Below are 12,096 nucleotides of genomic sequence, written 5' to 3'. Positions count from 1 at the left end.
TCAACCCTTCTTCGCGTCCGCGGCGGCGTACTTGCCGTCGAACGCCTTCTCGTCGAGGTGGATGGTCATGTTCACGGCGTACCCGGAACCGTCGTCGGAACGCGACACGGAGTTCGCGTTCGCGTCGACGAAGCCCTCGACACCGCCCACAGCCGTGAGCCAGTCCGGGATCGACGGCAGGGCGGTGCTCGTCGCGTCGAACGTGAGGGTCGCGATCCGCTGTCCCTGCAACGGGTCGTCCGACTGTGCGTACGACTCCGTCGCGCTGGCGGAGTCCACCGTGACGCCGGTGATCTGCACTCCTGCGGGGAGCTTCGATCGGACGGACTGCAACGTCGTCGACCAGTCGATCTCGGTCGAACCGCCCACCTGCTGAGCCGCCTCGAGCAGGCTGCTCCCGGCTTCGGTCGTACGGACCTCGCGGTACTGTCCCTGCTGCTGGGCCAGGGTGGCCGTCTCGCCCTGCGCAGCCAGGAGGTCCTGTTCGGCGGACATCCGCTCCATGACGGCCCAGCCCGCGACGATGCCGACACCGATGGCGACGACGACGACCCCCGCCCACGCGCGGCGGACGGTGGCACGCTGCCTGCGGTTCGTGTGGACCTCGGTGGGCAACAGGTCGACGCGCGGCGGTCCGCCCACCACGAGCATGCGGTTGTTCCGACCTGGGCGGTGGCGCTCCTGCGCGGGCCCAGTGCCCGTCGCGGAGTCCCGGCTGCCGCGCAGCGGACGGCGTTCGATCGTCTCGGTCATGCTGCTCGCCCTCCGACGGCCAGGCTCCAGGCGACGGAGATCGACGCCGATCGTTCACGCAGGAGCTCGGGGGTGATCCCGCGTCCTGTCCGAGCGGAGACGAACGGGTCACCGACGGCGACGGGGAGTCCGGACACGTCGCCCAGGCCCTCGCGGAAGCCCGGGAGCGCTGCCCCGCCCCCGACGACCACGACCCCTCGCACGGGGTCGTCCGGGCGGGTGTTCGCGTAGTAGCTGACCGTGTTCCGGATGCTCGTCATGAGCTCGCCGACGGTCTCGCGGGTGACGGCGACGGCACGGGCGTCGTCCGGGGTCTGCGTCACCCCGACGAGGCCGAAGTGCCGCTTCACCGCTTCCGCCTCCGCGAAGGGGATCTCGAGTCGGGCCGCGATGGTCTTCGTGACGTCGTCGCCGCCGGTCGGGATGATGCGGACGAACTTGGGGACACCGTCGTGCGCGATGACCACCGAGGTCGTGTTCCCACCGCAGTCGACGATCGCCACGGTGCCGGCGCCGACGACGCGGGGTGCGAGGACCCGCGTGAGCGCGAACGGGATCAGGTCCACCCCGACCGGGTTCAGACCCGCGAGTTCTGCAGCCCGGACGTTGGCGAGCACCGCGTCCTTGATGGCCGCGACGAGCAGGCCGTGCACGACGGGGCCGGATTCACCCATGTCCTCAGCGATCGGGTAGAAGTCGAGGATCGCGTCGCCGACCGGGACGGGCAGCATGTCCTGCACCTGGAAGGGGAGGGACTCCCGGATCTGGGACAGCGGAGCCTTCGGCACCGTCAGGTCGCGCGACAGCACGCGCTGGTTCCCCATCCCGAGCACGACGTCCCTCGACCGGAACCGACCGATGGACCAGAGCTGGCGGAGGGCTCCGGCGACGGTGTTCGCCTCGAGCACCTCGCCGTGCTTGGTCGCACCCTCCGGAACCGGGACCTCGGCGACGCGCACGATCGTCGGCTGTGGTTTGTCGGCATCAGCGACCTCGACCGCTCGGATCGCCTCGGCGCCGATGTCGATGCCGACGATGTTCTTCGCCATGTGCGTGTTCCTTCCGGGTGGGCAGGGTCGGTCGTCGGGGAGCACGGTCATCACGCGAGGCCGAGCATTCGGAGGTAGGCGTCCCAGATCGATCCGCCGGAGAACGCGCCCACCCACGCGCCCAGGAGCATCCACGGGCCGAACGGGATCCCGGTCGAGCGACCGGCCCGACGGACCGCGAGGAGGACGATGCCGAAGGTACCTCCGAGGACGAACGCACCGAAAGCACCCACAGCGAGGGGTCCCCATCCGAGGTACGCGAGCACCAGACCGAGCGCGCCCGCGAGCTTGACGTCCCCGAAGCCCATCCCGCGCGGCACGGCGAGCGCCAGGAGCAGGTACACCCCGCCGAGCACGGCGAGCCCTCCGAACGCGCGCAGGAGTGCCGTCCAGTCCCCCGTCAACGCGCTCGAGACGGTGAGGAGGACGGCCAGGACCGGGTACATGGGGAGCACGATCCGGTTCGGCAGCGTGTGCGTGTCGACGTCGATGAGGGTCAGCGCGACGCTCACCGCCATGAGGTAGAGGAGCGCGGCGAGCAGGACGACGTGTCCGGCGAGGGCCGTCCCGGTCGCCCCCGCCGCCGGGAGGAACCGGACGGCGACGACGACGAAGAGCACGGCCGTCGCCGTCTCGACGAGCGGGTACCGCGCTGGTATCGGCCCCGAGCAGTCACGGCAACGTCCGCGCAGGAGGATCCAGGAGAGCACCGGCACGTTGTCGCGTCCGCGGATGGACCGTCCACACCGAGGACACGCCGACGGCGGTGCCACCACGGACATGCCGGCGGGCACCCGGTACACGACGACGTTGAGGAACGAGCCGATCGCCAGGCCGAGCACCATGCCGAACAGCGCGACGAAGCCGGTGAGGGGCAGCATGGCTGAGGTCATGCGAGCGGCGCTCCGTTCGCGTCGTACGCGGTCTTGGACTCCACCTGGGTCGCGACGCGGTACGTCGTGACGGTCGGTTGCGGGAACTTCGGGGGCGTGTAGGTCGCGAGGCTGGAGTCGAACGTGTACGCCTTCGTGTACCCCTGCCCGCTCGACAGGCCGACCGCACCGCGGAAGTTCTGCGCGATCGACCCCTTGACGATGAGGGTGCCGCGCCCGCTCGACGGCCCACGCGTCCAGTTCTGGACGACGAAGGTCCCGGTGTTCGACAGGATGGCCGCGTCGATCTCGCGGTTCGTCCCGAGGATGGCGCTGTTGCTGGAGTTGATCGGGTTCCACACCCAGACCGCTCGCTGCCCGATCAGGCCGAGCACGGTCGACGGCGAGCGGGTCGAGGGGTAGGTGATGTCGCCCGTCACGTACAGGTAGTTCTCCGCCGCGATGGTCACCGCCTTGTCCACCGTGCCCTGCACGAACGCGTCTCCACGGTCACAGCCGTAGGGGGTGGTCACCCCGACGCCGCTGCCCGCGGTCGGATCGGTCTCGGAGTTGCTCGACGACGACCCGACGTACGGGAAGCCCACGCCGTTCGACTTCAGCGTCGTGGCCGAGCTCGCTCTCGTCGTCGCGTCGCATGCCGTCGCGACGGTCTTGAGCGTCGCGTTGCCGGCCCAGTAGTTGGGATCCTGCGCCGTCCCGGCCCGTGCGCTCGGCTCGTTCTGGACGAAGATGAGGTTGTTCTTCGGGATCGGCACTCGAGCGCCGGCCGTGCTCCGGAGCGAGGCCGGCGCGCCGCACTTCGCGTCCGCGTCCGACTGGCTCGGGTTGTACCCGGTGATCTGGGCGCCGGAGGTGGGCGTCGCACCCGTGACCTGCGTGTAGATGGTCATCGGTGAACGCACCGTCATGGTGCCGTCGCCGTTGAACGTGATCTTCGTCGGCCCGGTGTACAAGCACCCCGTGCCCTCGACGGTGTTGGTCGTCGAGGGCAGGTCCGACCGGGTGTAGTCGCGGAGGTCCCCGATGGTGGCCGGCGGGGTCAGGGTGGACGCCGTCGTCGGGTTCGATGCGTAGCGACCGGTCGTGCAGCCGTCGCTCGAGACACCGTAGACGCTCTGCACCGTGCTCTTGAACTGCGCGCCGCACACCTTGAGCTGGTCGTTCGACCGCACCGGCCCCTCGAGGACGTCCCCGGAACCGAACTGGATCTGGTCGCAGCTCGTCGAGGTCGCGACCGGACGGTACGCCGAGGTGCACGGTGCCGAGCTGGACGAGGAGGCCTTCTCGTTCGTCACCGTGGGGTCGCCCGACTCGTAGTTCGTGAAGTACAGGTAGTTCGAGAACCCGTCGGGGCGGACGTTCGCCACCACGGTCCGGGTGGTCGCTCCCGACCGCCCCGTCGACTGCAGGCGGATCACGCCCTGCGAGGAGAGCTTGCTGTTGTCGACGGCGTACCGGTAGGACGAGTCCGACGCCGTGCCGTCGCCGGTCGGGACCGACACCCAGGGCTGGCCAGCCTGGTAGTTGAAGGCAGCATTGCCGCCGGTGCCCTTCGTGAAGGTGCTCCCCGTCGACGCGCTGAAGGGCGCGTTGGCCTGCCCGTAGTTGCCGTAGGTGTTGTCCGCGTTCAGTCGGGACTGGTAGTCCGCCACACCGGCGTAGGCCGCCGCGATCGCGCGGTTCCAGGAGCGGTCGGTCGTCGTCACCCGGGCACCGGACGTCGCGATGGCCACCATGGTGGCGACGAGCAGCATGACCACGGTGCCGATGCCGACGACGGCGACGAGGGCGATGCCCCGTTCGTCGTCGTGCGAGCGGACCGCGCGCAGCAGACGGATCACGAGGCTCCCATCACGATGTTGGGCATGCTGGCGGTGTTCGTCAACGTCACCGCGTTCTGGTCGGTCGTGCTCGATCCGACCGTCACGGTGACTCCCACCGCGCGGATGTTGGCGAGGTCGCTCGCAGCGACGGGCGCGGTCGGCGATCCGAGCACGTTGCCGGCGCCGTCCTTGAAGGTGAAGGCGGAGGTGTTCACAGCGGAGGACACGAGGGTGCGGGTCGAGCTCGGCGCCGTCGTGAGCGTCGCGCCGGAGCCGAGCGGGAACGAGTAGTAGGACGTGTTGCCCGGCACCGCCGTCCCGTTCCACTTCGTCTCCGTGATCCGCTTCGTGTTCGGGTCCAGCGTCAGCTGCACCTCGACCGGCTGCGACAGCGTCGAATCGAGGTTGACGTAGGCGAAGAACCGGATCGAGGTGGCGCTCGCGTACTGGAAGGCGAACTGCGAGTCGTCGCCGGTGGGCACCGGGTTGTCCGTCGCCGCTCGCAGCATGCGTCCCATCTCGTTCATCGCCACCGAGACCGCGCGGGTGTTCTGACTCACCGAACTGGCGGTCACGGACGCCTTCTGCGACGCGACGAGGAACGACCCGGCGATCGTGAGCACGATGAGGGACAGGCTCATCGCGACGATCAACTCGACCAGGGTGATGCCCCGCTCGTCGGTGCGCGCGCTCCGGGCGAGCCTGCCGACTGCCGTGGTCACGAGGTCGGCACCGTTCTGGGGTCGAGCGTCACGACGTTGCCGCTCTTGGAGACGTTGACGTTCGACACGTTCGGGTTCGCCGCCACCGTCTGTGAGTTGGAGCTCAGGAGGCCGCCGAGGGAGGTGGAGCCGCGGAGCGTCCAGGTGCCGAACGGCAGGGCGATGGTCGTGGCGGTCGTCGGTGACATGCCGGTGAAGGAGTAGGTCGTCGAGGGGTTGCAGCCCGGATCGCCGTTGGTCACCGCCGAGGTGTTCTTCACGGTGGCGACGAGCACCGTGTCGGCACCGCCCATCTTCACGTCGAAGACGCCCATCGGCGCTCGGGCGGTCGCCGTTGTCGCGGTCGTCGGGTTGTAGCCCGGGGTCGATCCGTCGGTCGCGGTGAAGATGCTCGGCGCGGTCGTGAGGTTGTTCGCGGTCGGCCAGGCCGTCGGGTCGACGTCCGTGCACGTCGCCGTGTAGGCGCCGGCGATCACCTTCCACGCGTACGGGAAGAGGGTCGTCGACGTCGTGGTGACCGTCTTGACCGTGTCGTCGTGGACGTACGTCAGCGGGAGGGACGTCGGGAGCTTCGCCGAGAACCCGTCCTGCAGGTTCAGCGGCCCACCCGCGGTGACCGTGACCGCCTGGTCGTAGAGGAAGCTCGCGTTGCCGACACCGCCGGCGTTCGTCGTCACGGTCGCGCTGGGCGTGGCCGCTCCGGTCTTGTCGATGTTGCCCGCCTTCGCGATCGACACCGTGTAGGTTCCCGGGGTCACACCGACCGCGTAGCTGCACCCGTTCGCGTCCGTGGCCGCGGGTGGGTTCGACAGGCTGGTGGCGCCGCCCGAGACAGGCGTGATCGTGACGGCCACACCGGAGTTCGGGCTGCCGGTGGCCGTCCGGACCCCGACCACGATGGTCGACGCGTTGGCGCTCGAGACCGCAGACGACGGCGAGACGAGGGTGTCGAGCACGACGTTCTTCTGCTGCGGTGAGGTGCCGTTCGTCCACGAGACCGTGACGGACACCCGCTTGTAGGCGAGCACGCCGGTGCCCGCACCGCAGGAGTTGTCCGAGCCGTCGGAGTTGATCCAGTTCGTGGTCTGCTTGATCGTGTAGTCCTGGTTGCCCACCCGCTGGGACGAGGTGTCGTCGTCCAGCGTGAAGACGTCCTTGGTGCTGCGCGCGGCGTCGAGCGTCTGGTTCGCGAGGTTCAGCGCCGCCTCACGGGAACGGTTGTCCTGCGTGAGGTACATCGTCGACACGATGCCCGCTGCGACGCCGGCGGCGATCATGGCGAAGACGGTCATCGCGACCATCACCTCGATGATCGAGAAGCCCTCGTCGGACTCGCGAGCCGCGCGGAGGCGGTCGACGATGCGCAGCAGCATGCTCAGCCTCTCTGGAGCGCGGCGGACGGAGGAGGTGCGACGACGGGCCGTGACTCGGTCACGGCCCGTCGTCCCGGATCGGGTCAGGTCAGCAGGCTCCCGAGGACACACCCTCGGTGTCGGTGAGGTGGAACGTGTTGTTCGCGGTGCTCGTCGCCTGGATGCAGAACGAGGTACCCGTGAGCGTGTACGTCAGCGAGCTGGTGTTGTCGCTGATCGACGCACCGTTCGACTTGAGCGTCGCGGGGATCGTCGTCGCCACACCGGAGCTGTTCCGGGTGATCGTCTGCGATGCCGGAAGCGACCCGCTGTTGGACTGAATGGCGATCACGGCCGTCTTCCAGTTCGTGATGTCCGACTTCGCCGAGCTGTCCTTGGCGTTGTTCGTGATACCGAGGTACACCGGGATGGCGATGGCGGCGAGGATGCCGATGATGATCACGACGACGAGGAGTTCGATGAGCGTGAAGCCCTTCTCCTTTTCCTCGACGAGACCCTTGCGGCGAGCGTTCAGCTTGCCCATGAGCGCGAAGTACATGGTGGTTCCATTCTTCCAGGAATGTAATCGGTGGGTGTTCGGGGCTTGCTCTGCCGCCGCTGCCAAGCGTATTCAGGGCACATTCCGGGCATAATCCCGAGAACGGGGGTGATCCGGGGTGCGAAATGCCCCCAGTACCGGGGGTGGAAATCGGTACAGCCACCCCCGAGCAGGGGTGGCCGCCGGGCGTCGAGGGACTACTTGACCAGCGAGGAGATCTGGAAGATCGGCAGGTAGAGCGCCACGATCATGCCGCCCACCACGACCCCGAGGAAACCGATCAGCAGCGGCTCGATCAATGACGTCAATGCCTCGGTGGAAGCTTCCACTTCATTGTCGTAGAACACTGCGATGCGTTCCAGCATCAATTCCATCGAACCGGCGTCCTCGCCGACTGCGATCATCTGCGAGACCATCGTCGGGAAGACTGTTTCGCGTTCCAAGCCGGCCGCGATGGATTCGCCTTTCCGAACGGATTCCGAGACGCGCTGCAATGCGTTCTCGACGACGATGTTGTTCGACACCTGCCCGGCGATCTGCAGCGCTTCGAGGATGGGAACGCCGGCGCCGATCATGTTCGACAGGTTCCGCGCGAACCGTGCCATCACGATCTTCCGGTTGAGCTGCCCGAAGACGGGCAGCCGCAGCTTGACGGGATCGATCGCCCCTCTGACCCGGTCGGAGTTCTTGTTCGTCCGCCACCAGAACCATCCGACGATGATCGCCGCGGCGAGGACGGGCCCGATGTAGACCATCGCGTGCGACATCCACACGAGCATCATCGTGGGCAGCGGAAGCTGGCCTCCGAGGGACTCGAACATGCTCTGGAAGATCGGCACGATGAACACGAGCATGATCACGACGGCGAGGAGCGACATCACGAGCACCACGACCGGGTACGTCATCGCCGACTTGATGGTCGACCGGAGCTTGTGCTCCTTCTCGAAGTTCGTCGCGATCGAGTCCATCGCCTTGTCGAGGAAGCCGCCCGTCTCTCCCGCGCGGATCATGTTGATCATGATCGGCGGGAAGTCGACGGGGTACTTCGCGACCGCGTCGGAGAAGGAGACGCCGCGTTCGACCTCGTCGCGGACCTTGCCGAGGATCTCCTTGAGCTTCTTGCTCTCGGTCTGATCGGCCAGGATCGTGAGCGCGCGGAGCAGCGACAGGCCGGACGAGAGCATCGTCGACGCCTGCCGCGACATGATCGCCAGGTCCTTGAGCCCGACCCCCTTCTCGAACCCGGGGATCTTGATCTCGGTCTGCAGCCCGGTGCCGGGCTTCGCCTCGGTGATTGCGATCGGTGAGACGCCCATCCCCCGCAACCGCTGGACGACAGCGCCTTCGGATGCCGCATCGAGCCGTCCCTTGACGAGCTTCCCCGCCCCGTCACGCCCCCGGTAGTCGAACGCGAGCGACATCAGTGCCCTCCCGAGTACTTGTCACCGAAGTCGATCTCGGACGCGGCGATCGCATCCGCCGACGAGTCCGACGGCGACTCGACGCGCTGCACGAGCCGGTCGAACCCCTCGAGGTCGTGCACCTTCTCCATCGCCGCGCGACGGGTGATGGTGCCGACGTTGACGAGTTCGGCGAGGTCCTGGTCCATGGTGTGCATGCCCAGGTCGCGCCCGGCCTGCATCGCGGAGGTGATCTGGTAGGTCTTGCCCTCACGGATGAGGTTGCCGATCGCGGGCGTGGTCTTCATGATCTCGGTGGACACGACGCGCCCCGAACCGTTCGCCTTCGGCACGAGCGTCTGACAGACGACACCCTCGAGCGTCGACGCCAGCTGCGTCCGGATCTGTCCCTGCTGGTGGGGCGGGAAGACGTCGATGACGCGGTCGATGGTGCCCGGGGCGCTCTGGGTGTGCAGCGTGGCGAACACGAGGTGGCCGGTCTCGGCGGCGGTCAGGGCGACGGAGATCGTCTCGAGGTCGCGGAGCTCACCGATGAGGATGACGTCGGGGTCCTGCCGGAGCACGTGCTTGAGGGCGGCCGCGAACGAGTGCGTGTCCGCGCCGACCTCGCGCTGGTTGATGATCGCCTTCTTGTGGTCGTGCATGAACTCGATCGGGTCCTCGACGGTCACGATGTGGTCGGCGCGGGTCTCGTTGACGAGGTCGATGAGCGCGGCGAGCGTGGTCGACTTGCCGGAGCCGGTCGGGCCGGTGACGAGCACGAGCCCGCGGGGCAGCTTGGCGAACTCCCCCACGTGCGCGGGGATGCCGAGCTGCTTGAGCGTCTTGATCTTCGTGGGGATGATGCGGAAGGCCGCACCCCAGTTGCCGCGCTGCTGGTAGTAGTTCACGCGGAAGCGGTACTCGGGCGACAGCGAGTAGGCGAAGTCGAGTTCCTGCTCGTGGTCGAACTGTCCGGCCTGTTCGACGGTGAGCAGGGTCTTGAGCGCGGCGATGACCTTGTTGCGGGCCCAGGGACCGCCGGGAACCGCGGGCCGGAGCGACCCGTCGACCCGCACGGTGGGCGCGGCGTCGGCCGTGAGGTGGAGGTCGGACGCGCCCTGGTAGACGACCTGCGCGAGCGCGGTGACGAGGTCCGGGTCGGCGACCTCGCGTGCGTGCCGGGTGAAGTTGATCTCGTCGTGGCCCACGGGCGCCGGCGTGCGGGTGGTCGCCGTGTGGGTGGTGCCGGGGACGGACTGGAGGATCGTGGTCGGCTCCGCGGGCACGACCGGCACGCGCTGGGTGACGGCGTCGGCGTACCCGTAGGACGCGGTCGACGGCGGGACGGCGGCGGGCGGTGTCGCGGGGGCGGCCTGCGGTTGCGCGACCGGCACGGCGACGGGCTCGCCGGACGGCGCCGGCCAGCCCGCCCCGGTCGCCGCGGGAGCGGTGACGGACGCACCGCTGCCGACCGGTGTCGGCCACGCGACGTCGGCCGACAGGTCGTGGACGGGACCGGCCGAGGCGGATGCGCTCCGTGCCTCCGCGGGCGGCGACGTGGGGTGCTGAGCAGCAGCGGCCGCGAGCCGTGCGGCGCGGCGGCCACCCACCTCGTTGCCGGGGCGTCCCGGGTGCCACCCGGCGACGGGCTCGTCACCGGGCACGGAGATGTCGTAGACGGAATCGGTCATCGTTCCACTCCCACGGCTACGCGACCACGCGCAGGATCTCGTCGATGCTCGTCATGCCGAGCCGGACCTTCTCCCAGCCGTCCTGGCGGAGGGTGAGCATGCCCTGCTGCTGGGCGACACGGCCGATCTCGGCGCTCGACGCCCGCGAGACGGCGAGACGCTCGATCTCCTCGGTGACGGTCATCACCTCGTGCAGGGCGATGCGGCCGCGGTACCCGGTGTTCGAGCAGACCGCGCACCCGACCGGGCCGAAGAACTCGGGGACGACGGCGTCCTCGGACGGGATGAAGCCGAGTGCGGCGAGCTGCGCGGGCGAGTACTGCGCGGGTGCCTTGCAGCGGTCGCAGAGCCGACGGGCGAGGCGCTGAGCGACGACCGAGTCGAGCGCGGACCCGACGAGGAACGGTTCGATGTCCATCTCGGTCAGGCGGGTCACGGCCGATGGCGCGTCGTTGGTGTGCAGCGTGGAGAGCACGAGGTGCCCGGTGAGGGAGGCTTCGATCGCGATCTGCGCGGTCTCGTGGTCACGGATCTCGCCGAGGAGCACGACGTCCGGGTCGGACCGGAGGATCGAGCGCAGCGCGGAGGCGAACGTGAGCCCGGCCTTCGGGTTGACCTGCACCTGGTTGATGCCGGCCATCCGGTACTCGACCGGGTCCTCGACGGTGATGACGTTGATCTCCGGACGGGCGACCGCGTTGAGCGTCGTGTACAGCGTCGTCGACTTGCCGGACCCGGTCGGGCCGGTGACGAGGATCATCCCGTAGGGCTTCGAGTAGGAGCGCTGGTACGCCTCGAAGTTCTGCTCGAGGAGGTTGAGGTCCTTGAGCGACATCGACGTGTTCGTGTTGTCGAGGATCCGCATGACGACCTTCTCGCCCCACACGGTGGGGAGGGTCGCGACGCGGAGGTCGATCTGCCGCCCGCCGTGACGCACGGACATGCGGCCGTCCTGCGGCTTGCGACGCTCGGCGATGTCGATGTCGCTCATGATCTTCAGACGGCTGATCACGCCGTTCTGGATGTTCTTCGGCGCCGGTGCCATCTCGTGCAGCACGCCGTCGATGCGGTAGCGCACGCGGACCTCGTGCTCGCCCGGCTCGATGTGGATGTCGGACGCGTGGTCCTGGATCGCCTGGGACACCAGGAGGTTCACGAACCGGACGATCGGCACGTCGTCGAGCGAGCCGTCGGTCAGGTCGGCCTGCTGCTGTGCCTGTGCGGCGGCTTCCTCCTCGAGCGAGGAGGTCAGGTCGTTGAGCTCGTCGTCGGCACGCAGGTACCGGTCGAGCGCCGCGGCGAGGTCCCGCTCCTCGACCTGCAGCGGCTTCACGGGGCGGCCGGAGGCGGTGCGGGCGTCGTCGATCGCCAGCACGTTCGTCGGGTTCACCATCGCGAGGACGAGCACGTCGCCCTCGAACCCGACGCCGAGCACCCCGTGGCGCCGGCAGAGCGCCGCGGGCAGCATCGACACGGCGGTGCCGTCGACGGGGTAGTCCGTCAGCGGCACGGTCTTCGAGTTGTTCGACGCGGCGCGTGCGGTGATGTACTGCGCCTCGCTCACGACGCCCTGGTCGACGAGGGACCGGATCGACCGGTCGTCGATCTCCTCGTCGCCGGTCATCGAGTCGAGGTGCTCGATCGGCAGTGCTCCGTTGAGGATGAGGATCTCGGACAGCGTGGCCATGTGCTGCGGAGCCTCCTTCGGGTCGCGCGCGGAACGTGTGGGGCGCCGCAGGGGTTCGACGCCCGACCACGCTACGTCCGCGCGGATCGGCCACCGCAGTCCCACAACGAGGGGGCGACGGGGTGTTCCGTGGCCCCAGTGCAGGGGTACCCGCGGGTACCGGC

10 protein-coding genes are annotated in these 12,096 nt (G+C 68.7%); all 10 read right to left on the bottom strand.

The window, feature by feature from the left end; translation table 11 throughout:
- Complete coding sequence (locus ACTJKO_RS06565) at positions 1-753, bottom strand: hypothetical protein (protein WP_440686925.1); 753 nt, start codon at positions 751-753, stop codon at positions 1-3.
- Complete coding sequence (gene pilM, locus ACTJKO_RS06560; protein ID WP_440686923.1) at positions 750-1,802, bottom strand: type IV pilus assembly protein PilM; 1,053 nt, start codon at positions 1,800-1,802, stop codon at positions 750-752. The genes ACTJKO_RS06565 and pilM overlap by 4 nt, the downstream gene beginning before the upstream one ends.
- Before the next feature lie 50 nt (positions 1,803-1,852).
- The gene (locus ACTJKO_RS06555) at positions 1,853-2,695 is read right to left on the bottom strand and encodes a prepilin peptidase (RefSeq protein WP_440686921.1); all 843 of its coding nucleotides are present in this window, start codon (positions 2,693-2,695) and stop codon (positions 1,853-1,855) included.
- Positions 2,692-4,536, bottom strand: coding sequence for a hypothetical protein (locus tag ACTJKO_RS06550; RefSeq protein WP_440686919.1), 1,845 nt, complete (start codon positions 4,534-4,536; stop codon positions 2,692-2,694). The genes ACTJKO_RS06555 and ACTJKO_RS06550 overlap by 4 nt, the downstream gene beginning before the upstream one ends.
- Entirely contained in the window at positions 4,533-5,240 is a 708-nt protein-coding gene (locus ACTJKO_RS06545) for a PulJ/GspJ family protein (RefSeq protein ID WP_440686917.1), read from the bottom strand. Before ACTJKO_RS06545 ends, ACTJKO_RS06550 begins: the two co-directional genes overlap by 4 nt.
- The gene (locus ACTJKO_RS06540; RefSeq protein ID WP_440686915.1) at positions 5,237-6,613 is read right to left on the bottom strand and encodes a prepilin-type N-terminal cleavage/methylation domain-containing protein; all 1,377 of its coding nucleotides are present in this window, start codon (positions 6,611-6,613) and stop codon (positions 5,237-5,239) included. Before ACTJKO_RS06540 ends, ACTJKO_RS06545 begins: the two co-directional genes overlap by 4 nt.
- An 88-nt stretch (positions 6,614-6,701) precedes the next feature.
- Positions 6,702-7,151, bottom strand: coding sequence for a type II secretion system protein (locus tag ACTJKO_RS06535; protein ID WP_440686913.1), 450 nt, complete (start codon positions 7,149-7,151; stop codon positions 6,702-6,704).
- A 197-nt stretch (positions 7,152-7,348) separates the two neighbouring features.
- Positions 7,349-8,572 (bottom strand): type II secretion system F family protein, encoded by a 1,224-nt coding sequence (locus ACTJKO_RS06530; protein WP_440686911.1) that lies wholly within the window; start codon positions 8,570-8,572, stop codon positions 7,349-7,351.
- Positions 8,572-10,245, bottom strand: a complete 1,674-nt coding sequence (locus tag ACTJKO_RS06525) for a type IV pilus twitching motility protein PilT (protein ID WP_440686909.1) — start codon at positions 10,243-10,245, stop codon at positions 8,572-8,574. Before ACTJKO_RS06525 ends, ACTJKO_RS06530 begins: the two co-directional genes overlap by 1 nt.
- Positions 10,246-10,261: 16 nt before the next feature.
- A complete protein-coding gene (locus ACTJKO_RS06520) occupies positions 10,262-11,932 on the bottom strand; it encodes a GspE/PulE family protein (protein WP_440686907.1) in 1,671 nt (556 codons plus the stop codon).
- Between the last annotated feature and the right edge of the window lie 164 nt (positions 11,933-12,096).

It is taken from the genome of Curtobacterium sp. 22159 (assembly GCF_052045775.1).
In the GTDB taxonomy this organism is placed as follows: Bacteria; Actinomycetota; Actinomycetes; order Actinomycetales; family Microbacteriaceae; genus Curtobacterium.
The sequence above is the reverse complement of the archived record's forward strand: the minus strand, read 5'-3'. Positions and strand labels throughout refer to the sequence as shown.